This window comes from Streptomyces sp. NPDC043996, from assembly GCF_056435225.1.
On the sequence record NZ_JBWKEY010000025.1, the window covers coordinates 29,365 to 55,741 of the forward strand.

Genomic DNA, 26,377 nt, shown 5'->3' on the forward strand with positions numbered 1-26,377 from the left:
AAGCGGCAGCGGCAGCGGCAGCGGCAGCGGCAGCGGCAGCGGCAGCGGCAGCGGCAGCGGCAGCGGCAGCGGCAGCGGCAGCGGCAGCGGCAGCGGCAGCGGTGCGAACGACGGGAGCCCTGCCATCGCCCCGGCCCGCATCCCCGCCGTCCCACCCGCTGTCACCGCCGCCCTCACCCCCACAAGCCCCCACCCCAAAGGCACCCCAGCCGCCCTGTCGGCCCTGTCGGCCCTGTCCGCCCACCACCTGTCCCTCACCTACGGCGGATTCACCGCCCTGCGCGACGTCTCCCTCACCGTCGAGCCCGGCCGCGTCACCGCCGTCGTCGGGCCCAACGGCGCGGGGAAGAGCAGCCTGTTCCACTGTCTGGCCGGGGCGCTGCGGCCCGACAGCGGGCGGGTGACCTTCGGCGGCCGTGACGTCACCCGGCTCCCGGCGCACGCCCGCGCCCGCGTCGGCGTGGCCCGCACCTTCCAGCAGCTCGCCGTCTTCCCGACGCTGACGGTCGCGGAGAACGTGCGCGTGGGCGCCGAGCAGGGGCGGGTGCGCGACCCGGCGGCGCTGGACCGGGCGCTGCGCCTGTTCGGTCTGACGGCGCTCCGCGACCGCCCGGCCGCCGGCCTGCCGACCGGCACGCTGCGCCACGTCGAGCTGGCCCGCGCGCTGGCGGGCGGCCCCCACGTGCTGCTCCTGGACGAGCCCGCCGCAGGCCTGGACACCGCGGAGGTGGCCGCGCTCGCCCGGGTCCTGCGGGCCCTGGCCGCGGACGGCACCGCGCTCCTGGTCGTCGAGCACGACCTGGACCTGGTGGCGGGCCTCGCCGACACGGTGCACGTGCTGACGGCGGGCCGCGTCGTCGCCTCCGGCCCGGCGGACGAGGTCCTCGACGGCGGGGCCCCGTGAGCGCCGCCCGCCCCGGCACCCTCGAACTGCGCGACGCCCGCGTCCGCTACGGCCCCTTGGAGGCCCTGCACGGCGTGAGCCTCGCCGCCCCGGCCCCCGGCCTGACCGTGCTGCTCGGCCGTAACGGCTCGGGCCGCACCACCGTGCTGCGCGCCCTCGCCGGGACCGTGCCGCTGACCGCGGGCGCCGTCGTCTGGGACGGCACGGACGTCACCCGGCTCGGCGCGCACGAACGCGCCCGCCGGGGCCTGTGCCTCGTACCGGACCGCCAGGCCGTCTTCGGCACGCTCACCGTCCGCGAGAACCTGGAACTGGCCCGCGCCAAGGGCGGCATCGACCCGGCCCTGGCGGCCTACCCGGAGCTGTGCCCCCTCCTAGGCCGCCGCGCGGGCACGCTGTCCGGCGGCGAACAGCGCATGCTGGCCCTCTCCCGGCCCCTGCTGTCCCGGGCCCGCGCCGTCCTCGTCGACGAGCCCGCCCAGGGCATGTCCCCGGCGGTCGCGGCCCGTACGTACGCGCTCCTGAGCGGCCTGGACGCGTGCGTGGTCGTCGCCGAGCAGCGGCTGCCGCCCGGCCTGCGCGGGCCCGCGGCACGGGCGGCGGTGGCGTACGAGCTGCGCCGCGGCGCGGTGGTGTTCCGCGGCGAGGCGGCGGAGCTCGCGGAACCGCCCGGCGGCACCGACGGCGGCGACGATGGCGGCGGCGATGGCGGCGGCGTCAGGCCTTCGACGCCGCCGGGATGACCAGGACCGTCCCGACCGCGAGCCGGTCCGGGCGCGGCCCCACCACGCCCCGGTTGGCCTTGTACAGGGCGGGCCAGCCACCCGCCACCTTGTAGCGCCGGGCCAGGGAGCTGAGGGTCTCCCCGCGCTTGACGACGTGCGTGCGCCGTTCGGGCAGCAGCGCGAGGTGGTCGAGCCCGGCCTCCTTCACCTTCTTCGAGCAGACGGGCCAGGCTCCCCAGCCCTGGTTGAGCAGCACCTTCCGGGCGACCTTGATCTGCTCCTCGCGGGTGGCGAGGTCGGCGCGCGGGGCGTACCCGAGGCCGCCGTGCTCCTCCCAGGTGGACTGCTTGAACTGGAGCCCGCCGTAGAAGTCGTTCCCGGTGTTGATGTGCCACCGGCCGCTGCTCTCGCACTCGGCGAGACAGTGCCAGGGCCCCGCGGTGCGGGAACAGTCGTAGAAGTACGTGGTGACGGCCGGGCCCGGCTGCGGTGGCGGGGGCACGGCGGTCGCGGCGGCCGGGGACGCGGCCAGGGACAGGGCCGCCGCGGCGAGCGGGGACACGAACCGAAGACGTCCGCGCGGCATCGGGTGCGTCGAGTGCATCGGGCCACGTTACGCAGCACCCGCGCACGCCCCCGGCGCGCCGCGCCGCCACGCGCGCGACCCCACCCGGTCGGAGCAGGCGGGGCCGCGCGGGGCGGACGGGCCGGTCAGCGCGTGCGGCGCCGGGCCCGGCGCGCTCAGATCACCAGACGCCGACCCGGCACGGTCAGACCGCCAGGCGCTGGCCCGGCACGATCAGATGCGGATCGCCGCCGATGACGCCCTGGTTGACGGCGTACAGCCGCTGCCAGGTGGTGCCGTACGCGGCCGCGATCTTGCTGAGCGTGTCGCCCTGGCACACGGTGTGGCCGCCCGCCGCGGCCGCGCCGCGCGGGGTGCCCCGCTCCGCGCGGTAGGCGGGCCGCTGCTTGACGGGCTTCGGCGCGGCCTGGGGCGCCGCCTTGGGCGCGGCGGGCCGGGGCGCCGCGGCCCCGGGGGCGGCGCCGGAGGCACCCGCCCGTGCCGAGCACGAGGGCCAGGCGCCCCACCCCTGGGCGCGCTGCACCTTCGCCGCGACGGCGATCTGCTGGGCCTTGGACGCCCGGTCGGCGGTCGGCGCGTAGGCCGTGCCGCCGTACGCCCGCCAGGTCCCGGCGGAGAACTGGAGTCCGCCGTAGTAGCCGTTGCCCGTGTTGACGTGCCAGTTGCCGCCGCTCTCGCAGCGGGCGATCCGGTCCCACACTCCGCCGTCCGCCGCGGCCTGGCCGGTCGCGGCGAGCAGTCCCAGCGGGGCCAGAAGGGCCGCTCCGCCGATCACCGCCGTCGTGCGCATGTTCCTGGGACGTTCGGACATGGATTTCCCTCTCGAAGGACCCGGGCTCCCCCCGGCCCCGCGGCCCCGCACGCTTCCGGCGCCGGGGTCCGCCGAGCCCCGCCCGCCGGAGTGAGGTGGCTCTGCCGCGCCCTCGTACTCGTACCGAGGCTGGCTGCGCGACCGGCGGACGTACCCGAGCGGTGCTCGCTGCACACGGCGGTGGAATCTAGGAGCCCTCCCGCCCCGCCATCAACCGCTTCCCCGTCATTCCAGGCCAGTCGCCCGTTACCCGGGGTATCGGCGAATTCCGGACACCCGCTTCATTCCCGCATATCCGCATTTAGCGACCCGCGCCGGATTCGATCTGTGACTCACCTCACCGCCTCAACTTCCGTGCAGGGCACAGCTGTTGGCGCGCGGTGACGGATCAGAATGATCAACTCACCCTCCGCTTCCGATAGTTCAATTCCGTGCCCCCTCGCGCGTGACTTGGGCCACTGATCACCCGTTGTCTCCTTTATGAGCCGGGCACCACCCGGACACCCCACGCACCGATTCCGAGGAGCCACCCGTGCCGCGCATGCTCGACCTCAGTGACGAGGTACGCGCCGAGATCGGCGATGAAGAAGCCGACCGCCTGCTCGCCGGGGAGAACGCCCCGGGCGCCTACGACTGCACGTCCTGCCGGACCCCGGGCGACTCCGAGCGCGAGCGCACCAGCACGGTCCTGTTCGTCGGCGACGAGACCGCCGTGCTCGCCTTCGCCCACGCCACCTGCCTGCCCTCCCAGATCGTCGAGGTCGCCGAGGAGCAGCTCCAGGGCGCCGTGCGGTCGATCACCGGCGAGGACCCCGAGGCGGCCCGCCCCGACGAGGCCGCCCCCGAGCAGGCCGTGCTCGGCGTCACCAGCGGTCTCGTCCACATCGACGGCGAGCTGCGCCCCGCGCTCGTCGTCGAGCCGACCGGACCCATCGCGCGCCCCGGAGCGCTGCCGGGCGGCGGCGACGACTTCCTGCCGCTGCTCATCGAGAACGGCTTCATGCCGGTGCCCACGCTCACCGGCGTGCCCCCGACGCTGCACGGCTGGTCGGTCCTGCTCGCCATGGGCCAGCTGCACGCCATCCTCCAGCCCGGCACGGGCGGCGGCTCCCCGGTCGCCTGGTGGCAGGCCCACCAGCCGCTCCAGGTCACCGAGAACTGGCGCGCGGCGGCCAACAAGCTCCAGGCCGTCCTGCTGTACGCCACGCCGTCCGGCACCATCGGCCGCCAGCCCCGCGAGGACCTCCTGCGCGAGGCCCTGGACCGCGCGGCGTCCCGCGGCCAGCTGGTGGCGTCCACGCTGCCGCTCGCGGGCACCTGACCCACATTGGGCGGCCGGCCCCCGCATCCCGGCAACCCCCCAGGTCGTTGGCTCAGACGTGTACGTATACGACGCCCCACCTCACCGGCCGTACGCCAGCCCCATCCCGTCCATGCGCACCGCGCAGGACGCCCCGACGCCCGTGTCGGCCACGCCGATCTACGACGCGCTCTATTCGGAGTACCTCAGGGCGTTCCGGGCCCTGCCCGGTGACCGGACCGGCGAGGAGGAGCTGAGGTTCACGGCCTTCGCCCCCGTGCCGTACGGCAACCAGTACGGCGCCGTGCGGCACGACCCGCGCCACACCCCCCGGCAGGACCCGCGCTACGACCCCCGGCACAACGCCTTCCACGTCGCCCGCTACGGCCAGCCCACCCAGGCCGACCACCACGGCGGCTACGGCCACCTCTTCCCGGCCGCGCTGCCCCCGGGCCCACGCCGCGTCTGACCCGACGCCCCCCGCACACGCCGATGCCCGGCCCTCCACGAGGAGGGCCGGGCATCGCCACGCCGGGCATCGCCGCGGGTGTTACTTCTTCTTGCTCTGGCTCTTCTGTCCGCGCTTCTCGCGCACCCGCACCGAGATATGGATCGGCGTGCCCTCGAAGCCGAACTCCTCGCGCAGGCGGCGCTCCACGAACCGGCGGTAGCCGTGCTCGATGAATCCCGAGGCGAACAGCACGAACCGCGGCGGCTTGGTGCCCGCCTGGGTGCCGAAGAGGATGCGCGGCTGCTTGCCGCCGCGGACCGGGTGCGGATGGGCCGCGACCAGCTCGCCGAGGAAGGCGTTCAGACGGCCGGTCGGCACCCGCGTCTCCCAGCCCGCGAGGGCCGTCTCGATCGCCGGGACCAGCTTCTCCATGTGGCGCCCGGTGCGCGCCGACACGTTCACCCGCGGCGCCCACGCCACCTGGGCGAGCTCCGTCTCGATCTCCCGCTCCAGGTAGTAGCGGCGCTCCTCGTCGAGGGTGTCCCACTTGTTGTACGCGAGGACGACCGCGCGGCCCGCCTCCACCGCCATCGTGACGATGCGCTGGTCCTGCACGCTGATCGACTCGCTGGCGTCGATCAGGATGACCGCGACCTCCGCCTTCTCGACGGCGGCGGCGGTGCGCAGCGAGGCGTAGTAGTCGGCGCCCTGCTGGAGGTGGACGCGCTTGCGGATGCCCGCGGTGTCCACGAACTTCCAGGTCACGCCGCCCAGCTCGATCAGCTCGTCGACCGGGTCGCGGGTGGTGCCCGCCAGCTCGTTGACGACGACGCGCTCCTCGTTCGCCACCTTGTTGAGCAGGGACGACTTGCCGACGTTCGGACGGCCGATGAGCGCGATGCGGCGGGGGCCGCCGACGGCCGTGCCGAAGGTCTGGGCGGGCGCCTCGGGCAGGACGTCCAGGACCGCGTCAAGCATGTCGCCGGTGCCGCGGCCGTGCAGCGAGGAGACCGGGTGCGGCTCGCCGATGCCGAGGGCCCACAGGGCGGTGGCGTCGGCCTCGCCGCTCTGGCCGTCGACCTTGTTGGCGCAGAGCACCACGGGCTTGTTGGCCTTGCGCAGCAGCCGGACGACGGCCTCGTCGGTGTCGGTGACGCCGACCGTGGAGTCGACGACGAACACGACGGCGTCGGCGGTCTCGATCGCGTACTCGGCCTGCGCGGCCACCGACGCGTCGATGCCGAGGACGTCCTGCTCCCAGCCGCCGGTGTCGACGACCTTGAAGCGGCGGCCCGCCCACTCGGCCTCATAGGTGACGCGGTCGCGGGTGACGCCCGGCTTGTCCTCGACGACGGCCTCGCGGCGGCCGATGATGCGGTTCACGAGGGTCGACTTGCCGACATTGGGGCGGCCGACGACGGCGAGGACCGGCAGCGGGCCGTGCCCGGCCGCCTCGATGGCGCCCTCGACGTCCTCGATGTCGAAGCCCTCCACGGCGGCGAGCTCCATGAACTCCGCGTACTCGGCGTCGCCAAGCGCACCGTGGTCGTGCTCGACGTGCTCGGCCGAGCCCTCGCCCTCGGGCTGGATGTGGTCGTTCATGAAGTCCGTACCTCGTTGCTCATCGTGGTGATCGGTGGCCGGCCACCCGGCCGGTCACTACTGGAAGTCTTACTCAGCGCCCGGTCAGGCGCCTGGCGTTTTCCAGGTGGGCGGTGAGCCGCTCCTGGATGCGCGTGGTCGCCTGGTCGAGCGCCGTGCGCGTGCGCCGCCCGCTGCCGTCGCCCGCCTGGAACGGGTCTCCGAAGACCACGTCGACGCGGCTGCGCAGCGGCGGCAGCTGCCGTATCAGGCGCCCGCGCCGCTCCGTGCTGCCGAGCACGGCGACCGGCACGATCGGCGCCCCCGAGCGCACCGCGAAGTACGCGAGCCCGGCGCGCAGCGAGGCGAAGTCGCCGTCGCCCCGGGTGCCCTCGGGGAAGATCCCGAGGACGCCGCCCTGCTCCAGGACGGCGAGCGCGTCCGTGATCGCCGTCCGGTCGGCGATCGAGCGGTCGACCTTGACCTGGCCGATGGCCTGGAGGAACGGGCCGAGCGGTCCGACGAACGCCTCCTTCTTGATCAGGAAGTGCGTCGGCCGGGGCGCCACGCCCATGACCATCGGGCCGTCGACGTTGTGCGAGTGGTTCACGGCGAGGATCACCGGGCCGCTCGCGGGCACCCGCCAGGACCCGAGCACGCGCGGCTTCCACAGCCCGTACATGAGCCCGACGCCGATGCGCCGCCCGACCTCGGCGCCGCGCTCGGCTGCCGCCGCGGTCACTTCCCGGCCCGCTTCTCCTCAACGAGGGTGACGACGCACTCGATGACCTGCTGGAGCGTGAGCTCGGTGGTGTCGACCTCGACGGCGTCCCCGGCCTTGGCGAGCGGGGACGTCTTGCGGCTGGAGTCGGCCGCGTCCCGCTTGATCAGGGCCTCGCGGGTGGCGTTGACGTCGGCGCCCTTCAGCTCGCCGGAGCGGCGGGCCGCGCGGGCCTCGGGCGACGCGGTGAGGAAGATCTTCAGGTCGGCGTCGGGAAGCACCGTGGTGCCGATGTCCCGGCCCTCGACGACGATGCCCCGCTCTGCGGCGGCCGCGATGGAGCGCTGCAGCTCGGTGATCCGGGTGCGCACCTCGGGGACCGCGCTGACGGCGCTGACCTTGGAGGTGACGTCCTGGGTGCGGATCGGGCCCGCGACGTCCGTGCCGTCGACCGTGATCGTCGGCGCGTCCGGGTCCGTGCCGGAGACGATGTCCGGCTTTCCGGCGACGGCGGCGATCGCGGACGGGTCGGTGAGGTCGATGCCGCTGTGCACCATCCACCACGTGATCGCCCGGTACTGGGCGCCGGTGTCCAGGTAGCTGAGGCCGAGCTGGGCGGCGACGGCCTTGGAGGTGCTGGACTTGCCCGTGCCGGAGGGCCCGTCGATGGCGACGATCACGGTGCCTGCGGCGGCGCTGTTTTCCACGGTTTCCACGGGCTGCGGGGGCCTTTCTCGGGGCGCGGGTCGGCGTGCGGGACGTGCGGACGCCCCGCACAAGGTTACTGGCTTCCCGGCCCCCTCAGTCCGGGCCGCCCCCTGGAGCGCCCTCACTGCCGCAGGGCCCACCCGCGCTCGCGCAGCGCGGCGGCCAGCGGCTCCGCCGCCGCGGGCTCCACCATGAGCTGGACCACGCCCGCCTGCTGCGCCGTGGCGTGCTCGATGCGGACGTCCTCGATGTTGGCCCCGGCCCGCTCCGCGTCGGCGAAGATGCGGGCCAGCTGACCGGGCTTGTCGTTGATGAGGACGGCCACGACCTCGTACGCGGACGGGGCCGAGCCGTGCTTGCCGGGCACCCGGGACTGGCCCGCGTTGCCGCGCCGCAGCACGTTCTCGACGCCCGCGGCCCCGTCGAGCCGCTTGCCCTCGTCGGCGGAGGCCAGGCCCCGCAGCGCGGTGACGGTCTCCTGGAGGTCGGCGGCGACGTCGGCGAGCAGGTCGGCGACCGGGGCCGGGTTGGCGGAGAGGATGTCGATCCACATCCGCGGGTCGGACGCGGCGATGCGGGTGACGTCGCGGATGCCCTGGCCGCACAGCCGGACCGCCGACTCCTCGGCGTTCTCCAGGCGGGCCGCGACCATGCTGGACACCAGGTGCGGCATGTGCGAGACGAGGGCGACGGCCCGGTCGTGGGCGTCGGCGTCCATGACGACCGGCACGGCCCGGCACTGGGCGACCAGCTCCAGGGCGAGGTTCAGGACCTCGGTGTCCGTGTCCCGGGTGGGGGTGAGCACCCAGGGGCGGCCCTCGAAGAGGTCGGCGGACGCGGCGAGGGGGCCGCTGCGCTCGCGGCCCGACATGGGGTGCGTGCCGATGTACGGCGTCAGGTCGAGGCCGAGCGACTCCAGCTCGCGGCGCGGGCCGCCCTTGACGCTCGCCACGTCCAGATAGCCGCGGGCCAGGCCGCGGCGCATGGCATCGGCGAGCGTCGCGGCGACGTGCGCGGGCGGCACCGCGACCACGCACAGGTCGACGGGGCCCTCGGGCTCCGCCGCGGTCCCGGCGCCGAGGGCCGCGGCCGTGCGGGCCTGCTCGGTGTCGTGGTCGGCGAGGTGGACGGCCACGCCGCGGCGGGCCAGGGCCAGGGCGGCCGAGGTGCCGATGAGGCCGGTGCCGATGACGAGGGCTGTTCTCACTGGGCGGTGTCCCCGTAGCTTCCGTGCTGCTGTAGCTGTAGCTGTAGTACGTACAGCCTAGTCACCGCCTGTGACACGGGTGCGGGCGGCCGCGGAGCCGTGGAGCCGGTTCAGAGCTGCTGCTGCCTGATGATGTCCTCCAGGGAGCCGGTCGGCACCTGTCCGCTCGGGGTCAGCTTGTCGACGACCTGCGGCAGCTGCTGTGCGATCTCGTCGGCGGCCTGCTCGGGCGAGACCCCGGCCTGCTCGGCGACCTGCTGGAGCGTGTCGTCGGGCAGGGCCTGTTTCACCTGCGCGCCGGACACCGGCTGGTTCTCGCCGGAGCCGACCCACGACTGGGCCTGGTCGGCGAGCCCGGCCTTGGTCAGCCCGTCGAGGAGGCCGCCCAGCGGGTTGTTCCCGCCGCCGCCCTTGCTCATCAGCGCGCCGAGCAGCGCGCCCAGGATGCCCGCGCCGCCGCCGGACGAGCCCCCGCCCTGCTGGCCGCCGCCGAGGAGACCGCCGAGGAGACCGCCCAGATCGTTACCCGCCATGGTCGTGCCTTTCGCTTCGATGGCCGGGCCCCGCCCCGCGGGCCAGGGGCCCCGGACCCTGCCAATGTCACCCGGTCCGACGCGCCCCGCCACTCGGAGCGACCGGCGCGGACCTCAACCGCACCACTGGCGCTCAGCCTCCGTGCGCCCCTGGACGGCGGGGTGCGGGTGGGCTTGCATGGAGGGGCAGGCCGCGCGCCTCGGGGGGATCGTATGAAGCGCTCAGGACCCTTGTTCACGCTGCTCGGGGGGCTGCTGCTGGCCCTGTTCATGCTGTTGCTCAACGTGGCCAACGGGTCGGGCGACGCGTCGTACGGGAACGCCGCGCCGGGCGCCGTGGAGCCCGCGTCGCCGCCCTCGTCGAGCGCGCCCGCCAAAGACCCGTCCCGCGACCCGTCCCGCGAGCCGTCCCCGTCGAAGAAGCCCGCGCCCCCGCCCGACGGCAGGTACACGGGCCGCACGGCCGACGACACCGCCTCCGTGGCCATCACCCTGCGCGACGGCAAGGCCTCGGCGTACTACTGCGACGGCCGCACGACGGAGGCCTGGCTGAAGGGCGACGTGAAGGACGACGGCTCGATGCGGCTGACCGGCAAGAACGGCGCGACGCTCGACGGGCGCGTGCGCGGCGGCGCGGTCCGCGGCACGGTCGACGTCCGCGACGCGCCCCGGCGCTTCACCGCCCCCCGGGCGAACAAGCCCGCCGGCCTTTACCGCGCCACGGCCCAGGTGCGCGGCGAGCGCCTCGACGGCGGCTGGATCGTCCAGAGCGACGGCAGCCAGGTCGGCGTCCTCACCCGCGCGGGGAAGCCCGCGCGGGCCCCCCGCCTCGACCCCGCGACCGGAGCCGTCCGCCTGCCCGGCGGCGGCCGCCTCACCGCCCGCCCCGTCGTGCCCTGAGCGGCCCCGCGCACCCGCCCGCTCGCCGTCCGCTCCCGTTTCGCTCCCCCGTCCGTGCCCGCCCCGGGAGGCCCCATGAGCGTCGACCCCAATGCCCCCACCCAAGGTGCCGGCTTCCCCTCGGGCCCGCGCCGCGAGCATCCGGCCCGCTATCTGGTGCCCGCCCTGGTCGCGGCCGCCGTGGCCGTCGCCCTCGGCGCGTACGGCAAGGTCCACGACCCCGAGGGCACCGCCTTCAACCTCGCGGGCTTCAGCTCCACCAGCGCCGTCAAGTCCTGGCTCGCCACGGCGGCGTTCGGCTTCGCGCTCCTCCAGGTCCTCTCGGCCCTCATGGTGTACGGCAGGCTGCCGGGCCCGTCCTGGTCGGGGGCGCTGCACCGCTGGTCGGGCCGGATCGCGTTCCTGGTGGCGGTGCCGGTGGCGGTGCACTGCCTCTACGCGCTCGGCTACCAGACGTACTCGACGCGCGTGCTGTGGCATTCCCTCCTCGGCTGCTTCTTCTTCGGCGCGTTCAGCGCCAAGATGCTGCTGCTCCGCTCCGAGCGGCTGCCCGGCTGGCTGCTTCCGCTGGTGGGCGGCCTGGTCTTCGCGGTGCTCACGGTGGTGTGGGTGACGTCGGCGCTGTGGTTCTTCCGCACGTTCAGGGTGACGACGTGAGCGGCGGCGGGCGCGCCCCGGGCCCCACCCGTCGTACGGCCCTGCTGGCCGGCGCGGTCGCGGCCGTGGCCGCGTGCGACAAGTACGGCGACGAGGGCGCGGAGCCGGACCCGCCGAAGTCCACGCCCCCGTCCTCCGAGGGCGGCTCCCCCGGCGAGAAGCCGCCCGCGACGCCGCCGCCCCTGGCCAAGGCGTCCGAGATCCCCGTCGGCGGCGGCAAGGTCTTCGAGGACGAGAAGGTCGTGGTCACCCAGCCCGAGGAGGGGGACTTCAAGGCGTTCTCCGCGGTCTGCACGCACCAGGGCTGCACCGTCCGTGACGTGTCCGGCGGCACGATCAACTGCCCGTGCCACGGCAGCAAGTTCCGCGTCGCGGACGCCTCGGTGGCGGGCGGCCCCGCGCCGCGCCCGCTGGCCCCACGGAACATCTCCGTCACGCAGGACACGATCCGGCTCACCTGACCCACCGCGTACGCTCCCGGGATGGACAACCCGCAGGACCTGGTCCGCGACCACACGATCTACGCCTGTGTGATGGGATCGCGCGCCTTCGGCCTGGCCACGGACAGCAGCGACACCGACCGCAGGGGCGTCTTCCTCGCGCCCACGGAGCTGTACTGGCGCTTCGAGAAGCCGCCCACACACGTCGATGGACCGGCCGAGGAACAGTTCAGCTGGGAGCTGGAGCGCTTCTGCGAGCTGGCCCTGCGCGCCAACCCGAACATCCTGGAGTGCCTGCACTCGCCGCTCGTCGAGCACGTCACGGACACCGGCCGCGAGCTGCTGGCCCTGCGCGGGGCGTTCCTGTCCCGCCAGGCGCACGAGACGTTCGCCCGCTACGCGCTCGGCCAGCGCAAGAAGCTCGACGCCGACGTCCGCACGTACGGCGCCCCGCGCTGGAAGCACGCCATGCATCTGCTGCGCCTGCTCGGCAGCTGCCGCGATCTGCTCCTGACCGGCGAGCTGACCCTGGACGTGGGCTCCGGGCGCGAGCCGCTGCTCGCCGTCAAGCGCGGCGAGGTGCCCTGGCCCGAGGTCGAGTCCTGGATGGCGCGGCTCGCGGCGGAGTGCGAAACGGCGGCGGCCCGCACCCCGCTTCCGCCGGAGCCGGACCGCCGCCGCGTCGAGGACTTCCTGTACCGCGCGCGCCGGGCGTCAGCCCTCCAGGCGCACGCGGACGACGAGGTCGTGCAGGGCGTCGTACGCGGTGTGGACGCCCGGCAGGTCTGAGTCCGCCCGCGCCTCGTCCAGGGCGGCGTGCAGCCGCTCCACGTCGGCGGCCACCCGGCGCCGGTCCACCTCGGCGCCGCCGTGCTCGGCCTCCCGCTTGGCGGCGACGAGGTCGGGCAGATAGGCGGGTGCCTCGGCGACCTCGTCCACCAGGGTGGGCAGATGCGCGACGACGGCGCCGCCGCGCATCAGGTGGATGCCGGTGAGCAGCACCCGGAAGGTGTAGAGCAGCGGCTTCAGCTCGCCGTTCTTCTCGAACAGCCGCCACTGCGTCTGCGCGAAGCCCCGGTAGTGGTGGGCGTGGTGGCTGGTCAGGACGGTGGGCGCGAGGGCGACCAGCTCGGCGTGGGCGTCGGTGGTGTGCGCGACCAGCGGGGAGAGCAGCTGCTCCAGGACGTAGCCGTTGTGCCGCAGCAACAGGCGCGCGAACTTGCGCAGGTCGTGCGTGACCAGGTCCATCTCGACGCCGTCCCGCAGCCACATCTGCGAGCGCGTCTCCTCCGGCTCCCGCAGGCCGACCAGGTCGGCCACGGGCAGCAAGTGCGCGCCCCGCAGGTCCACGTCCGAGTCCCGGGACGGGAACCCGTACAGATGGGCCCCCGACACCGTCGCGAACAGCAGCGGGTCGGGCTGCTCCCCCGCGACGGCGCCCAGGTCGAGCGCGTCCACCACCGACGCCGTGAGCACTACAGGTCGACTTCCTGCATCAGCATGCCGACCTCGGTGTTGGACAGGCGGCGCAGCCAGCCCGACTTCTGGTCGCCGAGCGTGATCGGGCCGAAGGCGACCCGCACCAGCTTGTCGACGGGGAACCCGGCCTCGGCGAGCATGCGGCGCACGATGTGCTTGCGGCCCTCGTGCAGGGTGACCTCGACCAGGTAGTTCTTGCCGGTCTGCTCCACGACACGGAAGTGGTCCGCCTTCGCGTACCCGTCCTCCAGCTGGATGCCGTCCTTGAGCTGCTTGCCCAGGTCGCGCGGGATCGGGCCGACGATGTGCGCGAGGTAGACCTTCTTCACGCCGTACTTGGGGTGGGTCAGGCGGTGGGCCAGCTCACCGTGGTTGGTGAGCAGGATGACGCCCTCGGTCTCGGTGTCGAGCCGACCGACGTGGAACAGCCGCGTCTCGCGGTTGTTCGTGTAGTCGCCGAGGCACTGGCGCCCCTCGTTGTCCTCCATGGTGGAGACGACACCGGCGGGCTTGTTCAGGGCGAAGAACTGGTACGACTGCGTGGCCACGGTCAGGCCGTCGACCTTGATCTCGTCCTTGTCCGTGTCGACGCGCAGGCCCTGCTCCAGGACGATCTCGCCGTTGACCTCGACGCGGGCCTGCTCGATCAGCTCCTCGCAGGCGCGCCGGGAGCCGTAGCCCGCGCGGGCGAGGATCTTCTGCAGGCGCTCGCCCTCCTGCTCGGCGCCGGGGAAGGTCTTGGGCGTGCTGACCTTGGGGCGGCCCGCGTAGCGCTCGCGGTTGCGCTCCTCGGTGCGCGCCTCGTACTCGCGCGAGCGCGCCGGGGCCGGGCGGCCGCGGCCGCTGCCGCGCTGGTCCTGGCTCCGCTTGGGGCCGCCCTTGGCGCCGCCGCGCGCGGAGGCGCCGCGGCCCGACTTGGGGCCGTCCTGCGAGGCGCCGGGGCCCACGTCGTAGCGGCGCTCCTCGGGGCGGGGCTTGCTGGGGCGGCTCGGCCGGTCGTCACGGCCGCCACCGGCACGCCGGTCGTCACGCCGGTCGTCACGGCCGCCACCGGCGCTCCGGTAGTCGCCGCGGCCGCCACCGCCGCCACCGGCACCCCGGTAGTCGCCGCGGCCGCCGCCACCGCTCCGGCTGCCGCCACCGCTCCGGCCGCCGCTGTTGCCGCGGCCGCCGCTGTTGCCACCACGGCTCCCGCCGTTGTTTCCGCTGCTGTTCCTGCCGCTGCTGCTTCGCATCAAAGTTCCGTCTTAGGTCGTCTGCGTCTCGTCTTCCGGGGCGTCGGGCGCGTCCGGATCGAACGACGGAAGTCCCTCCTGCGTCTCGGCCTCGATCGCCTCCGCCTCCGGGAGGAAGGGCGCGAGCTCCGGGAGCTCGTCCAGGCCGCGCAGGCCCATCCGCTCCAGGAAGTAGTTCGTCGTCCTGTACAGGATCGCACCTGTTTCGGGTTCCGCGCCCGCCTCCTCCACCAGACCGCGCTGGAGCAGGGTCCGCATGACCCCGTCGCAGTTCACTCCGCGCACCGCGGAGACCCGGGAGCGGCTCACCGGCTGGCGGTAGGCGACGACGGCGAGCGTCTCCAGGGCCGCCTGGGTGAGCCGGGCGTGCTGCCCGTCCAGGACGAAGCCCTCGACGGCGGGCGCGTAGGCGGGGCGCGTGTAGTACCGCCAGCCGCCCGCCACCAGGCGCAGCTCGAAGCCGCGGCCCTGGGCGGTGTACTCGTCGGCGAGCTCGCGCAGCGCGTCCGCGACGGCACGGCGGGGCCGCTGGAGGACCTTCGCCAGGTGTTCCTCGGTCGCGGGCTCGTCCACGACCATGAGGACGGCCTCGAGGGCGGGCTTCAGCGCGAGGTCCGCGACCTCGGCCCGGAGCTCCCCGGCGGGGCTCTCGATGCTCACGGTGTCTCCTGATCCGGCTCGGGGGCCCGGTCGAACTCGTCGGTCACGGTCGGCGAGGCGTCGCCGTCCCCGCCCGTCCAGCGCACCGTCAGCTCGCCGAGGGCGTCCTCCTGCTCCAGGACGACCGCCTTCTCCCGGTAGAGCTCCAGGAGCGCCAGGAAGCGCGCCACGACGGTCAGGGTGTCGTCGGGGCCCAGCTCCTCGATGAGCCCCCGGAAGCTGACCTCGCCGCGCTCGCGCAGCCGCGCCACGACCACGGCGGCCTGCTCGCGCACGGACACCAGGGGCGCGTGGATGTGGTCGACGTATATCTGCGGCTTGGCCTTGGGCTGCATCGCCTTCACGGCGAGCTTGGCGAACCCCTCGGCGCCGATGCTGATGACGACGTCGGGCAGCAGCTCGGCGTGGTGCGGTTCGAGCCCGACGGTCCGCGGATAGCGGCGCGCCTCGTCGTCGAGGCGGCCGCTGAAGATGTCGGCGATCTGTTTGTACGCGCGGTACTGCAGCAGCCGCGCGAAGAGCAGGTCCCGCGCCTCCAGGAGCGCGAGGTCGGCCTCGTCCTCGACCTCGGCGGCGGGCAGGAGCCGGGCCGCCTTCAGGTCGAGCAGGGTGGCGGCCACGACGAGGAACTCGGTCGTCTGGTCCAGGTCCCAGTCGGGTCCCATGGCCCGGATGTGCGCCATGAACTCGTCGGTCACCTTGGAGAGCGCGACCTCGGTGACGTCCAGCTTGTGCTTGGCGATGAGCTGGAGCAGCAGGTCGAAGGGCCCCTCGAAGTTGGCGAGGCGGACCGTGAAGCGCCCGTCGTCGGGCGCGGCCCCTGACGGTTCCTCAGCGGGCCCGTCCGGCGGACGCGGGGGCTCGCCCCCGGTCTGGGTCTCGGGCTCGGTCTCAGTCTCGGTCTCGGGATGGGGCGGGCCCGGTGAGTCGTCCGCGCCCGGCCCTCGCCCCAGCGCCCGGCGGCGTGCGGGCGGTGGTGCGGGGGTGTCGCTCGTCGAGATGGTGGACATTACGCGGAAAGGTACCGCTACCGCCCGCGCAGCCGTCGTACGAGGATGCTCGCGTCCCCGCGCGATTCGAGGTCCGCCAGGACGACGGCGACGGCCTCGCGCACGATGCGCCCGCGGTCCACCGCGAGCCCGTGCTCGCCGCGCAGCACGAGCCGCGCGTGTTCCAGGTCCATCAGTTCCTCGGCGGAGACGTACACGGTGATCTTCTCGTCGTGCCGCTCGCGCCCGCTGGGCCGCCGGTTGGCGGCCCGGCCGCGCTTGCGCGTCTGGGTGGCCGTGGAGCCCGCGTTCTTGCCCGCGCCGGAGCTGCCAGAACCTTCCTGCGCCGGGCGGCGCCCTTGCGCGTCGCTGCCCGGTTCCCCCTCGCCCGCGGGGTGCTCGGCGGACTCGCCGTCACCCTGCGCGGCGGCGGACGCGTGCGACTCCTCGGCGGCCGCCTCGTCGCTCTCGCCCGCGGGTGCGGGCACCCTCGCCTCGCCGTTCGCCTGACGCCGCGGGGACGACGCCTGCAGCGCCATCCCCCCGGTCGTACGGAACAGTTCGTCGGCCCCGGGCAGACTCACTCGGCGTGACACCGGGCGAGCACCTCCCTGGCGAGCTGGCGATAGGCGGCCGCGCCCACCGAGTTCGAGGCGTACGTCGTGATGGGCTCGCCGGCGACCGTGGTCTCCGGGAAGCGCACGGTCCGCCCGATCACCGTGTGGTAGACGTGGTCGTCGAACGCCTCGACCACGCGGGCGAGGACCTCGCGGCTGTGCACCGTGCGCGAGTCGTACATCGTCGCGAGGATGCCGTCGAGCTCCAGGTCGGGGTTGAGCCGCTCCTGGACCTTCTCGATGGTCTCGGTGAGCAGGGCCACACCGCGCAGCGCGAAGAACTCGCACTCCAGCGGGACGATGACCTTGTGAGCGGCCGTCAGCGCGTTGACCGTGAGCAGGCCGAGCGAGGGCTGGCAGTCGATCACGATGTAGTCGTAGTCGGCCATCAGCGGCTTGAGCGCCCGCTGCAGCGTGGACTCGCGGGCCACCTCGCTGACGAGCTGTACCTCGGCGGCGGACAGGTCGATGTTGCTGGGCAGCAGGTCCATGTTGGGGACCGCCGTCTTCAGCAGGACCTCGTCGGCCGACATGCCCCGCTCCATGAGCAGGTTGTAGACCGTGAGGTCGAGCTCCATCGGGTTCACCCCGAGGCCCACCGAGAGCGCGCCCTGCGGGTCGAAGTCGACGAGCAGGACCCGGCGCCCGTACTCCGCGAGCGCGGCGCCCAGGTTGATGGTCGACGTGGTCTTGCCGACGCCGCCCTTCTGGTTGCACATCGCGATGATCTTCGCGGGCCCGTGGTCGGTGAGCGGACCCGGGATCGGGAAGTACGGCAGCGGACGCCCGGTCGGGCCGATGCGCTCGCGACGCTGACGGGCGGCGTCGGGGGCGAGCGTGGCCGCGTACTCGGGGTCGGGCTCGTACTCCGCGTCGGGGTCGTAGAAATGACCCTGGGGCAGTTCCTCGTAGTCGGCGAGGGGGGTAGGGGTGGTGTTGTCGCCACTCCGGTCGCCGGCCATGGCGTTCACGTGTTGGCCATCCATGCTCTGGGGTGCTGACGGTGTCGGCTGCGGACTCTGGCGGGCTTCGAAGGTGCGGACAGCGACGGAGCCGACAGCCTCGAGCCCGACGGGACCTTGGCCCCGTCCAGTCATTCCTGGTTGGCCACCCCCGGGAGCAAATGTCGACTCATTCACAAGTCGTCTTACCTCCTTGGTGACCAGGAAATTTCTAGATAGGTCAGCGTGGCACCATGCCGACGGTTGGCGACTCTATGGCGTGTCACCGCTCCGCAGCAACACAATCCGCCGGACCCGGCCCGATGTGTCGGCAACGGAACACCCCGGTGTCAAGGGCGTAAGCCGTGCCGTCGGCACGTTTCCGGGGTGGGCGAAACGGTTAAAGGGTAAGTTTCGCGGCGAGTTGAGCGTGCGCACGCCGAACCGCCGACGGCCGGACCCCTCGTAAGGTCCGGCCGTCGGCGTGAGATTGACGACTTTCATTGACGAAAGCCACCGGTGCCGACCGAAGTCGACCGGACGGGGGCGGGTCGCGGTCGGTCGGGTGCCGGTGATGTCAGTGATGTCGGTGATCCCGGCGAGATCAGCCGAGCAGCGACTCCAGCTCGACGTGGTCGTAGCCGTGCGCCTCGGCGACCTCCTTGTAAACGACCTTGCCGTCATGCGTGTTGAGGCCGAGGGCGAGGGACGCGTCGCGGCGCAGGGCCTCGGCCCAGCCGCGGTTGGCCAGCTCGACGATGTACGGCATCGTCGCGTTGGTCAGGGCGTACGTGGAGGTGTTGGGCACCGCGCCGGGCATGTTGGCGACGCAGTAGAAGACCGAGTCGTGGACCGGGAAGGTCGGCTCGGCGTGCGTGGTCGGGCGCGAGTCCTCGAAGCAGCCGCCCTGGTCGATCGCGATGTCGACAAGAACACTTCCCGGCTTCATGCGCGAGACCAGCTCGTTGGTGACCAGCTTCGGGGCCTTGGCGCCCGGGATGAGCACGGCGCCGATGACGAGGTCGGCCTCCAGGCAGGCCTTCTCCAGCTCGAAGGAGTTGGAGACGACGGTCTGGATCTTCGTACCGAAGATCTTGTCGGCTTCCTTGAGCTTGTTGATGTCGCGGTCGAGCAGGGTCACGTGGAAGCCCATGCCGATGGCGATCTGCGCGGCGTTCCAGCCGGAGACGCCGCCGCCGATGACGACGGCCTTGCCCGCGGCCACGCCGGGGACGCCGCCGGGCAGCACGCCGCGGCCGCCGGCCGCGCGCATCAGGTGGTAGGCGCCGACCTGCGGGGCCAGGCGGCCCGCGACCTCGGACATCGGGGCGAGCAGCGGCAGGGCGCGGCTGGGCAGCTCCACCGTCTCGTAGGCGATGGCCGTGGTGCCGGACTCCAGGAGCGCGTCCGTGCACTCCTTGGAGGCGGCCAGGTGCAGGTAGGTGAAGAGCGTCTGGTCCTTGCGGAGGCGGTGGTACTCCTCCGCGATCGGCTCCTTGACCTTCAGGAGCAGGTCAGCGGTGGCCCAGACCTCGTCGGCGGTCTCCAGGATCTCGGCGCCGGCGGCGACGTACTCGCCGTCCGTGATCGACGAGCCGACACCGGCGTTGCGCTCGATGACGACCTGGTGGCCGTGGCGCACCAGCTCGTGCACGCCGGCGGGGGTGATGGCCACCCGGAACTCGTTGTTCTTGACCTCGCGGGGGATGCCGACCTTCACGTCGATCACGGTCCTTGGCTCAGGGGGAATCGGGGCAATGCAGTACAAACCGGTACGCAAACGAGCGCATCGGAAGACACCGCGCGATAACGCGGCGGAGCCAGTCTAATGAAGGATTTCTCGGTGTCTAGCCTTTCAAAGCATCAATCTTGACCGGATGCACTACGGATTTCGTAGGCGGGGACCGGGGGTCCATCCTTCGATGGGTGCCTCGTGGCCTCGGCGGTTCCCCCGCCGGGCTCACTTTCCAGGATGCGCTCGGCGGCGCCGCGGTGCAGCCGGGCGGCCGCCGGGTCGCCGAGCCGGTCCAGGGTGTCGGCGAGCCGCAGCCGCAGCGCGGCCAGGAGCCGGGTGTCCTCCGCGCGGCGCGCCCAGTCGATCGCCTCCTGGCAGGTGCGCAGGCAGTCCTCGGGACGCCCGGCGTACTCCTGGACCCGCGCCATCTCGCTCAGCGCCCGCGCCCGCGCCGCCACGTCCCCGGTCCTGCGGTATCCGGCGACGGCCGAGCTCCAGTTGCGCAGCGCCTCGCCGTAGCGGCCCAGATAGGTGTGGGCGGTGGCGATGCGCCCGTGCAGCCGGGCGGCGTCCGCGCCCTCGCCCCGGGCCAGGCGTTCGCTCAGCGCCCTGCCGAACCAGTCGGCGGCCCGGTGGTAGTCCCCGAGCTCCTGGTGCGCGCCGCCTACGGATTCCATCGCGCGCCCGGTCGCGTACGGGTCGCCCGCAGCCCGCGCGCAGTCGAGGGCGGCCCGGTAGCGGGCCAGGGCCTCGTGCGTACGCCCCGTGTGCGCGTCCAGGTCGCCGAGGTTCAGCAGCGCGGCGGCCTGCTCGCGCGGCAGCTCGCGGCGCTCGGCGACGTCCAGGACCAGCTGGTGGATGGCGTACAGCTCGGGGGCGGCGGCCTCGGGGCCGCGGTGCGCGGCGAGGGCGCGGGCCAGGGCCGCGAGGAGCCGCCGGGCGAGCGTGTCGAGCTCGCCGTCGGCGACCGCGAGTCGGGCCGCGGCGAGCAGCGCGGGCTGCCGGATGGCCAGCCACTCGGCGGCGGCACGCGGGTGGGGGAAGCGCAGGGCGCGGGGCAGCCCGGCGAGCTTCTTGCGCGCCGCCGAGCCGTCGGCCTCGGTGATGGCGCGGCAGGACTGGAGCAGCCGCACGGTCCGCTCCAGCATCCTGGCGCGCGCCAACTGCACCTCCCCGGGCCGGTCCTGGACCTCCGTCAGCTCCCGCAGGAACGGCACCAGACAGCCCGGCACCTCGTACTGCGGCAGCGGTGACACCACGGCCCGCAGCAGGCCGAGGGCGACGAAGTCGTCCAGCGTGGAGCGCGCCGCGGACACCGAGCAGCCGGCCAGGGCGGACGCGGTGTGCGGGTCGACGTACCCGGCGGGGGCGAGGCACAGCAGGCGCAGTATCCGGGCGGCGGGGGCGGGCAGCGCGGCGTAGGCGTGCCGGAAGACCCGGGCGAGCCCGGAGTCCGCCATGCCCTCCTCGGGGCCCTCCCTGACCTGCTTGGCGAGGTCGGCGACGGCCGCCTTGGGGTGGGCGGCGAGCCAGCCCCCGGCGATCACCAGGGCCGCCGGGTGGCCGCCGCACGCCTCGACGAGGCCCTCGGCGGAGCGCGGGTCGACGGTGATGCGCACCGACCCCGCGCTGCGGGTCAGCAGGTCGAGTGCGGCCTTGGTGTCCAGGCCGCCGAGGGTGCAGGGCCGCACGTCGGGGATGCCGGTGAGGGGGCCGTCGGAGACGGCGAGGACCAGGCAGTCGGGGGTGTCGGGGAGCAGCGGGTCGACCTGCTCGGCGCCCGCGGCGTCCTCGGCGTCGCTGGCGTCGTCGGCGCCCGTCACGTCGTCGAGGAGCAGCAGGACGCGCTGGTCGGCGAGGGTGGCGCGGAGCAGCGCGGCCAGGTCGTCCTGGTCCGCCCCGGCGGGGGCGGGCACGGCGAGGGCGTCGAGGAGTTCACGGGCGGTGCGCTCGGTGGGGACGCGGGTGCCGTCGGGTTCGGTGAGGCGGGCGCGCAGCACCCCGTCGGGGTAGGCGTCGGCGAGCCGCCGCGCCAGTTCCTCGGCGAGCGCGGTGCGTCCCGAGCCGGGGCGGCCCGCGATCAGCAGGACGCGGGCGCGGGGGGCCTTGCGGCCCGCGAGGGTGTCGAGCCCGGCGCGGTCGATATCGGCGCGCAGCTCCTTCAACTCCCGGTGGCGGCCCACGAATCCGTCCCCGTCGGCGCCGGTCGCGGCGCTGGTGGGCGGGGGTGCGGCAGCCCGTGCCGAACCGTCCGTGTCGACCGCCTGATCCGTCACGGGTAACGCTCCCGTCCGCCTGCGCACGAACCCGCCGGGACTCCGGTCGGGACGCTTTCAGAGCCTAGTTCAGGCCCTGCCGCGTTCCCGGTGCCACGGCGCGCACAAGTCGCCCGATCGGATCAGGAGATGGTCACACCGGCGGTGTCGCGGGGGCGGCCCGCGCCGGGCTCGCGGCCGCTAGACCTCGAAGGGCCGCGCGGGCCAGGGCGCGTCGGCCGGGCGCAGGGCGTCGAGGCCGTCGCCGCCGAGCGCGGCGGTGAGCGAGAGGACGCCGACCACCAGGCAGTTGTTGTGCAGCTCCCCGGCGAGGACGCCGCGGACGAGTTCGTCGAGGGGGACGCGCGCGATCTCCATGTCGGCTTCCTCCTCCTCGACCTCGAAGCGCTCGCCCTCGGCCTCGGACAGGTCCCGGGCCAGGAAGACGCGCACGGCCTCGTCGCAGCCGCCGGGGGTGGTGTAGACGTCGGTGAGCACGCGCCAGTCCTCGGCCTTGACGTGCGCCTCCTCGTACAGCTCGCGCTGGGCGGCGTGCAGCGGGTTCTCGCCGGGCACGTCGAGCAGGCCCGCGGGGATCTCCCAGAGCTTGTGGCGCACGGGGTGGCGGTACTGGCGCACGAGGACGACGCGGCCCGCGTCGTCGAGGGCGAGGACGGCGACGGAACCGGGGTGGACCTGGTAGTCACGGCGGGTGACCGATCCGTCCGGCATGACGACGTCGTCGGTGCGCACGGAGGTCTTGTTCCCGACGAACGGCGTGTCCGTCGCCGTGATCCGCCACTCCTCCGCGGTGTCCTTGATCGTCATGTCGTCCTGTCCTTCCACACGTCCATACGAAAGCCGGGGTACGCGCCCTCGAAGGGCCGTACCCCGGCAACCGTATCGCTCTTGTGTTACTTGCCCGTCTTGCGCTTCACAGCGGCCTTGACCAGGCCCGCGAACAGCGGGTGCGGCCGCGTCGGGCGCGAGCGCAGCTCCGGGTGGGCCTGGGTGGCGACCAGGTAGGGGTGGACCTCGCGCGGGTACTCGACGTACTCGACGAGCTTGCCGTCGGGCGAGACGCCGGAGAACTGGATGCCCGCCTTCTTCTCCAGCTCGGCGCGGTAGGCGTTGTTCACCTCGTAGCGGTGGCGGTGGCGCTCCTCGACGTACTCCTTGCCGTCGTACACCTCGCGCACGAGGGAGCCCTCGGCGAGCTTGGCCGGATACATGCCAAGGCGCATCGTTCCGCCCATGTCGCCCTCGCCCGCGACGATGTCGAGCTGCTCGGCCATGGTGGAGATCACCGGGTGGCCGGTGGCGGCGTCGAACTCGGTGGAGTTGGCGTCGGGGATGTCCGCGAGGTTGCGGGCGGCCTCGATCACGATGCACTGCAGGCCCAGGCAGATGCCGAGCAGCGGCACCTTGTTCTCGCGGGCGTACTGGATCGCGCCGACCTTGCCGGCCACGCCGCGGTCGCCGAAGCCGCCCGGGATCAGGATCGCGTCGACGTCGCCGAGCTGCTTCTTGGCGCCCGCCGGGGTCTTGCAGTCGTCGGAGGTGACCCACTTGACCTTGACGCGGGCCTTGTTGGCGAAGCCGCCGGCGCGCATGGCCTCGGTGATCGACAGATAGGCGTCGGGCAGGTCGATGTACTTGCCGACGAGCGCGACGGTGACCTCGTGCTCGGGGTTGTGGACGCGGTCGAGCAGGTCGTCCCAGGTCGTCCAGTCCACGTCGCGGAACGGCAGGTCGAGCTTGCGCACGACGTAGGCGTCCAGGCCCTCGGTGTGCAGGACCTTCGGGATGTCGTAGATCGACTTGGCGTCGATCGCGGCCACCACGGCGGCCTCGTCGACGTCGCACATCAGCGAGATCTTGCGCTTGATGGCGGTGGGGACCTCGCGGTCGGCGCGCAGCACGATCGCGTCGGGCTGGATGCCGATGTTGCGCAGGGCGGCGACCGAGTGCTGGGTCGGCTTGGTCTTCAGCTCGCCGGAGGGGCCGATGTAGGGCAGCAGCGAGATGTGCACGACGAAGACGTTGTCGCGGCCGACCTCGTGGCGGACCTGGCGCACGGTCTCCAGGAACGGCAGCGACTCGATGTCGCCGACCGTGCCGCCGACCTCGGTGATGACGACGTCGACGTCGTCGGTCGCCATGCGGCGGATGCGGTGCTTGATCTCGTTGGTGATGTGCGGGATGACCTGGACGGTGTCGCCCAGGTACTCTCCGCGCCGCTCCTTGGCGATGACCTGCGAGTAGACCTGGCCGGTGGTGACGTTGGCCGAGCCGTCGAGGTCGACGTCGAGGAAGCGCTCGTAGTGCCCGATGTCCAGGTCGGTCTCGGCGCCGTCGTTGGTGACGAACACCTCGCCGTGCTGGAAGGGGTTCATCGTGCCCGGGTCCACGTTCAGATACGGGTCGAGCTTCTGCATCGTGACCCGAAGGCCCCGGGCCTTGAGGAGCGCACCCAGGCTCGAGGCCGTGAGGCCCTTGCCGAGCGAGGAGGCGACGCCCCCGGTGACGAAGATGTGCTTGGTGGGTGGCATGGCCAAGAGGGGGCTCCCGTGCGTCGCGGTCTGACAAGTGCGTACCGGCTGTCCGCTCCGTGCGGGAAGTCCTGCGGAGTCCTGCTTGGAGGGAGATGCCGTCGCTGCGGTTCGGGGGTTCGATGACCACCGGCTCACGGGCTACCAGGGTATCAGCGTCAAGACTGGGTTGCTCCCGGCCGCGTCTTGACACGCGCTTTCACGTCGCGTACACGATCTTCACCACGCGCGCACGCGTGCGGGGCGGGTTCTTCACCGCGCGGGCACGAGCGCGGCGCGCAACACGTTCGGCGTAGTCAGGTTGGCTGGACGAGGGGGCAGATTCCCTGGGGGCCGATGTATGTTGCTCGGACACTTGCTGCCGAGCCGCGCACGCGGGCGGAACCATCCCCCGTCGGCTTTTCTGGAGACCACCGGAAACACACGGGCCCGGCAGTTCGTTTTTTCAGCGAACCCTTGACCGTAGAACGAGCGCCCCGTGAGCGGGCGAACGTGGCCGTTTGAATGGGGATGCACGTGGCCGGGCGCATCGAGGATTACGCACTGATCGGAGACATGCAGACCGCGGCGCTGGTCTGCAGGGACGGCACGGTCGACTGGCTGTGTCTGCCCCGCTTCGACTCCCATGCCGTCTTCGCCGGCCTGCTCGGCACCGAGGAGCACGGCTTCTGGCGGCTCGGCCCGGCGCACAGCCCGGGCGCGGCGCCCGCCGCCGCGACCCGCCGCACCTACCGCGGGGACTCGCTGGTCCTGGAGTCGGAGTGGGACACCCCGCGCGGCACCGTCCGGGTCATCGACTTCATGCCGCCGCGGGACAGCGACGCCCCGCAGCTGGTGCGCGTCGTGGAGGGCGTCACCGGCCGGGTGCCGATGCGCTCGGCCCTGCGGATGCGCTTCAGCTACGGCCGCGTGGTGCCGTGGGTGCACAAGGTCGACGGGCGCACGGTGGCCGTCGCCGGTCCCGACTCGGTGTGGCTCGACACCACCGCCGAGACCTTCGGCAAGGACCTGACGACGTACTCGGACTTCACGGTCGCCCCCGGCGACCGCATCGCCTTCACCCTCTCCTGGCAGCCCTCCCACAAGCAGCCGCCCGCGCTCCCCGAGCCGGAGGCGGCGCTCGCGGCGACCGAGGAGTTCTGGCGCGACTGGGTGGCCCAGTGCACGTACCACGGGCCCTACCGCGAGGCCGTGGTCCGCTCCCTGATCACGCTCAAGGCGCTGACGTACGCGCCCACCGGCGGCATCGTCGCCGCCCCCACCACCTCGCTGCCCGAGGACATCGGCGGCTCCCGCAACTGGGACTACCGCTTCACCTGGCTGCGCGACGCCGCCATCACGCTCTCCTCGCTCCTTCGCACCGGCTACCGCGAGGAGGCCCGCGCCTGGCGCGAGTGGCTCCTGCGGGCCGTCGCGGGCGACCCGGAGAACCTCCAGATCATGTACGGCATCGCGGGCGAGCGCGAGCTCGGCGAGGCCGAGCTCGACTGGCTGCCGGGCTATGAGAACTCGGGCCCGGTCCGGGTCGGCAACGGCGCGGCGCACCAGCTCCAGCTCGATGTGTACGGCGAGGTCACCGAGGCCCTGCACCTGGCCCACATGACCGGCCTGGCCCGCAACGACTACGCGGCGCTGCTCCAGCTGAAGCTGATCCGCTATCTGGAGACGCACTGGGACCTGCCCGACGAGGGCATCTGGGAGGTGCGCGGGCCGCGCCGCCACTTCGTCCACTCCAAGGTGATGGCCTGGGTGGCCGTCGACCGCACCATCAAGCTCATCGAGTCCGGCGACGCGGACGGCCCCCTCGAGCGCTGGCGCGAGCTGCGCGACGACATCCACCGCGACGTCTGCGAGAAGGGCTACGACAAAGAGCGCAACACCTTCACGCAGTCGTACGGCTCCAAGGAACTCGACGCCTCGCTCCTGCTCATCCCGCAGATGGGCTTCCTGCCGCCCGACGACAAGCGCGTCATCGGCACCATCGAGGCCATCCAGCGCGAGCTGTCCACACCGGACGGCTTCATCCTGCGCTACCCGACCGCCGGTGACGACGCGGGCGTGGACGGCCTGGAGGGCGACGAGGGCGCGTTCCTCGCCTGCTCGTTCTGGCTGGCCGACGACCTGGCGATGATCGGCCGGGTGGACGAGGCCCGCAAGCTCTTCGAGCGCCTGCTCGCCCTGCGCAACGACCTGGGGCTGCTCGCCGAGGAGTGGGACCCGCGCCTGCAGCGCCAAGTGGGCAACTTCCCGCAGGCGTTCAGCCATGTGCCGCTCATCGACACCGCCCTGCGCCTCACGGCCTCGGGGGCTTACGGCGGGTAACGGGCCCTCACTAGGCGCGAAGTCCCGGCCGCCAGGACACCGCCGCCCGCGCCCCCGGGCGCGGGGTC

26 protein-coding genes are annotated in these 26,377 nt (G+C 73.3%); 9 read left to right on the forward strand and 17 right to left on the reverse strand.

The features are described 5' to 3' along the window. Together AC07A4_RS40460 and AC07A4_RS40465 are read left to right on the forward strand one after the other, a co-directional pair. Positions 1 to 904: ABC transporter ATP-binding protein (locus AC07A4_RS40460; protein ID WP_478609370.1), on the forward strand; the 904-nt coding region annotated here is incomplete at its 5' end. Next, positions 901 to 1,647 carry an ATP-binding cassette domain-containing protein gene (locus AC07A4_RS40465; RefSeq protein ID WP_478609373.1) on the forward strand — a complete coding sequence of 249 codons (747 nt, stop codon included), beginning with the start codon at positions 901 to 903 and terminating at the stop codon, positions 1,645 to 1,647. The genes AC07A4_RS40460 and AC07A4_RS40465, both read left to right, overlap by 4 nt. Here the strand turns inward: AC07A4_RS40465 and AC07A4_RS40470 are convergent. Together AC07A4_RS40470 and AC07A4_RS40475 are read right to left on the reverse strand one after the other, a co-directional pair. Beyond that, a complete protein-coding gene (locus tag AC07A4_RS40470) occupies positions 1,622 to 2,233 on the reverse strand; it encodes a transglycosylase family protein (protein ID WP_478609376.1) in 612 nt (203 codons plus the stop codon). The genes AC07A4_RS40465 and AC07A4_RS40470 overlap by 26 nt on opposite strands. A 166-nt stretch (positions 2,234 to 2,399) precedes the next feature. Next, positions 2,400 to 3,026, reverse strand: a complete 627-nt coding sequence (locus AC07A4_RS40475) for a LysM peptidoglycan-binding domain-containing protein (protein ID WP_478609379.1) — start codon at positions 3,024 to 3,026, stop codon at positions 2,400 to 2,402. A 532-nt stretch (positions 3,027 to 3,558) separates the two neighbouring features. Between AC07A4_RS40475 and AC07A4_RS40480 the strand changes: the two genes are divergently transcribed. Further along, entirely contained in the window at positions 3,559 to 4,347 is a 789-nt protein-coding gene (locus AC07A4_RS40480) for a hypothetical protein (RefSeq protein ID WP_478609381.1), read from the forward strand. Between the two features lie 112 nt (positions 4,348 to 4,459). Then, the gene (locus AC07A4_RS40485) at positions 4,460 to 4,795 is read left to right on the forward strand and encodes a hypothetical protein (RefSeq protein WP_478609383.1); all 336 of its coding nucleotides are present in this window, start codon (positions 4,460 to 4,462) and stop codon (positions 4,793 to 4,795) included. An 81-nt stretch (positions 4,796 to 4,876) separates the two neighbouring features. On the opposite strand, the gene der is transcribed toward AC07A4_RS40485, so the two are convergent. The 5 genes from der to AC07A4_RS40510 all read right to left on the reverse strand — a co-directional run bounded on the left by der (position 4,877) and on the right by AC07A4_RS40510 (position 9,593). Next, entirely contained in the window at positions 4,877 to 6,379 is a 1,503-nt protein-coding gene (gene der / locus AC07A4_RS40490) for a ribosome biogenesis GTPase Der (RefSeq protein WP_478609385.1), read from the reverse strand. Positions 6,380 to 6,452: 73 nt separating this feature from the next. After that, the gene (locus tag AC07A4_RS40495) at positions 6,453 to 7,040 is read right to left on the reverse strand and encodes a lysophospholipid acyltransferase family protein (protein ID WP_478609459.1); all 588 of its coding nucleotides are present in this window, start codon (positions 7,038 to 7,040) and stop codon (positions 6,453 to 6,455) included. Positions 7,041 to 7,096: 56 nt separating this feature from the next. Beyond that, positions 7,097 to 7,786: a (d)CMP kinase gene (gene cmk / locus AC07A4_RS40500; protein ID WP_478609460.1), complete on the reverse strand. Its 690-nt coding sequence runs from the start codon at positions 7,784 to 7,786 to the stop codon at positions 7,097 to 7,099. Between the two features lie 122 nt (positions 7,787 to 7,908). Then, positions 7,909 to 8,994 (reverse strand): prephenate dehydrogenase, encoded by a 1,086-nt coding sequence (locus AC07A4_RS40505; RefSeq protein WP_478609387.1) that lies wholly within the window; start codon positions 8,992 to 8,994, stop codon positions 7,909 to 7,911. Between the two features lie 110 nt (positions 8,995 to 9,104). Further along, positions 9,105 to 9,593 carry a YidB family protein gene (locus tag AC07A4_RS40510; RefSeq protein WP_478609462.1) on the reverse strand — a complete coding sequence of 163 codons (489 nt, stop codon included), beginning with the start codon at positions 9,591 to 9,593 and terminating at the stop codon, positions 9,105 to 9,107. Between the two features lie 147 nt (positions 9,594 to 9,740). Between AC07A4_RS40510 and AC07A4_RS40515 the strand changes: the two genes are divergently transcribed. The 4 genes from AC07A4_RS40515 (at position 9,741) to AC07A4_RS40530 (ending at position 12,313) form a co-directional block, all read left to right on the forward strand. Next, positions 9,741 to 10,427 (forward strand): hypothetical protein, encoded by a 687-nt coding sequence (locus tag AC07A4_RS40515; RefSeq protein WP_478609389.1) that lies wholly within the window; start codon positions 9,741 to 9,743, stop codon positions 10,425 to 10,427. A gap of 75 nt (positions 10,428 to 10,502) precedes the next feature. After that, positions 10,503 to 11,084 (forward strand): DUF6529 family protein, encoded by a 582-nt coding sequence (locus AC07A4_RS40520; RefSeq protein WP_478609392.1) that lies wholly within the window; start codon positions 10,503 to 10,505, stop codon positions 11,082 to 11,084. Next, positions 11,081 to 11,545, forward strand: coding sequence for a Rieske (2Fe-2S) protein (locus AC07A4_RS40525; protein WP_478609394.1), 465 nt, complete (start codon positions 11,081 to 11,083; stop codon positions 11,543 to 11,545). The genes AC07A4_RS40520 and AC07A4_RS40525 overlap by 4 nt, the downstream gene beginning before the upstream one ends. 21 nt (positions 11,546 to 11,566) lie before the next feature. Beyond that, on the forward strand, positions 11,567 to 12,313 hold the full coding sequence (locus AC07A4_RS40530) for a nucleotidyltransferase domain-containing protein (RefSeq protein WP_478609396.1): 747 nt from the start codon (positions 11,567 to 11,569) through the stop codon (positions 12,311 to 12,313). On the opposite strand, the gene AC07A4_RS40535 is transcribed toward AC07A4_RS40530, so the two are convergent. From AC07A4_RS40535 to AC07A4_RS40580, 10 genes are all read right to left on the reverse strand, one after another. Next, entirely contained in the window at positions 12,239 to 12,985 is a 747-nt protein-coding gene (locus AC07A4_RS40535) for a nucleotidyltransferase domain-containing protein (protein ID WP_478609463.1), read from the reverse strand. The genes AC07A4_RS40530 and AC07A4_RS40535 overlap by 75 nt on opposite strands. Positions 12,986 to 12,999: 14 nt before the next feature. Beyond that, positions 13,000 to 14,238, reverse strand: coding sequence for a pseudouridine synthase (locus tag AC07A4_RS40540; protein ID WP_478609399.1), 1,239 nt, complete (start codon positions 14,236 to 14,238; stop codon positions 13,000 to 13,002). Positions 14,239 to 14,250: 12 nt separating this feature from the next. Further along, positions 14,251 to 14,817 (reverse strand): SMC-Scp complex subunit ScpB, encoded by a 567-nt coding sequence (gene scpB, locus AC07A4_RS40545; protein ID WP_478609466.1) that lies wholly within the window; start codon positions 14,815 to 14,817, stop codon positions 14,251 to 14,253. Positions 14,818 to 14,894: 77 nt separating this feature from the next. Beyond that, a complete protein-coding gene (locus AC07A4_RS40550) occupies positions 14,895 to 15,908 on the reverse strand; it encodes a segregation and condensation protein A (RefSeq protein ID WP_478609401.1) in 1,014 nt (337 codons plus the stop codon). Positions 15,909 to 15,925: 17 nt separating this feature from the next. After that, on the reverse strand, positions 15,926 to 16,426 hold the full coding sequence (locus AC07A4_RS40555) for a hypothetical protein (protein WP_478609403.1): 501 nt from the start codon (positions 16,424 to 16,426) through the stop codon (positions 15,926 to 15,928). Positions 16,427 to 16,467: 41 nt separating this feature from the next. After that, positions 16,468 to 17,601, reverse strand: a complete 1,134-nt coding sequence (locus AC07A4_RS40560) for a ParA family protein (RefSeq protein WP_478609405.1) — start codon at positions 17,599 to 17,601, stop codon at positions 16,468 to 16,470. Between the two features lie 448 nt (positions 17,602 to 18,049). Continuing rightward, a complete protein-coding gene (ald, locus tag AC07A4_RS40565; protein ID WP_478609408.1) occupies positions 18,050 to 19,174 on the reverse strand; it encodes an alanine dehydrogenase in 1,125 nt (374 codons plus the stop codon). A gap of 134 nt (positions 19,175 to 19,308) precedes the next feature. Beyond that, complete coding sequence (locus AC07A4_RS40570; protein ID WP_478609410.1) at positions 19,309 to 21,456, reverse strand: tetratricopeptide repeat protein; 2,148 nt, start codon at positions 21,454 to 21,456, stop codon at positions 19,309 to 19,311. A 180-nt stretch (positions 21,457 to 21,636) separates the two neighbouring features. Continuing rightward, on the reverse strand, positions 21,637 to 22,263 hold the full coding sequence (locus AC07A4_RS40575; protein WP_478609413.1) for an NUDIX domain-containing protein: 627 nt from the start codon (positions 22,261 to 22,263) through the stop codon (positions 21,637 to 21,639). Between the two features lie 86 nt (positions 22,264 to 22,349). Beyond that, the gene (locus AC07A4_RS40580) at positions 22,350 to 23,987 is read right to left on the reverse strand and encodes a CTP synthase (protein ID WP_478609416.1); all 1,638 of its coding nucleotides are present in this window, start codon (positions 23,985 to 23,987) and stop codon (positions 22,350 to 22,352) included. A 510-nt stretch (positions 23,988 to 24,497) separates the two neighbouring features. On the opposite strand from AC07A4_RS40580, the gene AC07A4_RS40585 reads away from it, so the two are divergent. After that, positions 24,498 to 26,309, forward strand: a complete 1,812-nt coding sequence (locus AC07A4_RS40585; protein WP_478609469.1) for a glycoside hydrolase family 15 protein — start codon at positions 24,498 to 24,500, stop codon at positions 26,307 to 26,309. Positions 26,310 to 26,377 lie beyond the last annotated feature (68 nt).

Coding starts and splice junctions, on each gene's coding strand:
- AC07A4_RS40470 (WP_478609376.1), bottom strand. CDS start 2,233: ATGCACTCGACGCACCCGATGCCGCGCGGACGTCTTCGGTTCGTGTCC.
- AC07A4_RS40475 (WP_478609379.1), bottom strand. CDS start 3,026: ATGTCCGAACGTCCCAGGAACATGCGCACGACGGCGGTGATCGGCGGA.
- AC07A4_RS40485 (WP_478609383.1), top strand. CDS start 4,460: ATGCGCACCGCGCAGGACGCCCCGACGCCCGTGTCGGCCACGCCGATC.
- der (WP_478609385.1), bottom strand. CDS start 6,379: ATGAACGACCACATCCAGCCCGAGGGCGAGGGCTCGGCCGAGCACGTC.
- AC07A4_RS40495 (WP_478609459.1), bottom strand. CDS start 7,040: ATGTACGGGCTGTGGAAGCCGCGCGTGCTCGGGTCCTGGCGGGTGCCC.
- AC07A4_RS40515 (WP_478609389.1), top strand. CDS start 9,741: ATGAAGCGCTCAGGACCCTTGTTCACGCTGCTCGGGGGGCTGCTGCTG.
- AC07A4_RS40520 (WP_478609392.1), top strand. CDS start 10,503: ATGAGCGTCGACCCCAATGCCCCCACCCAAGGTGCCGGCTTCCCCTCG.
- AC07A4_RS40530 (WP_478609396.1), top strand. CDS start 11,567: ATGGACAACCCGCAGGACCTGGTCCGCGACCACACGATCTACGCCTGT.
- AC07A4_RS40540 (WP_478609399.1), bottom strand. CDS start 14,238: ATGCGAAGCAGCAGCGGCAGGAACAGCAGCGGAAACAACGGCGGGAGC.
- scpB (WP_478609466.1), bottom strand. CDS start 14,817: ATGGTCGTGGACGAGCCCGCGACCGAGGAACACCTGGCGAAGGTCCTC.
- AC07A4_RS40550 (WP_478609401.1), bottom strand. CDS start 15,908: ATGTCCACCATCTCGACGAGCGACACCCCCGCACCACCGCCCGCACGC.
- AC07A4_RS40555 (WP_478609403.1), bottom strand. CDS start 16,426: ATGGCGCTGCAGGCGTCGTCCCCGCGGCGTCAGGCGAACGGCGAGGCG.
- AC07A4_RS40560 (WP_478609405.1), bottom strand. CDS start 17,601: ATGACTGGACGGGGCCAAGGTCCCGTCGGGCTCGAGGCTGTCGGCTCC.
- AC07A4_RS40575 (WP_478609413.1), bottom strand. CDS start 22,263: ATGACGATCAAGGACACCGCGGAGGAGTGGCGGATCACGGCGACGGAC.
- AC07A4_RS40580 (WP_478609416.1), bottom strand. CDS start 23,987: ATGCCACCCACCAAGCACATCTTCGTCACCGGGGGCGTCGCCTCCTCG.
- AC07A4_RS40585 (WP_478609469.1), top strand. CDS start 24,498: ATGCACGTGGCCGGGCGCATCGAGGATTACGCACTGATCGGAGACATG.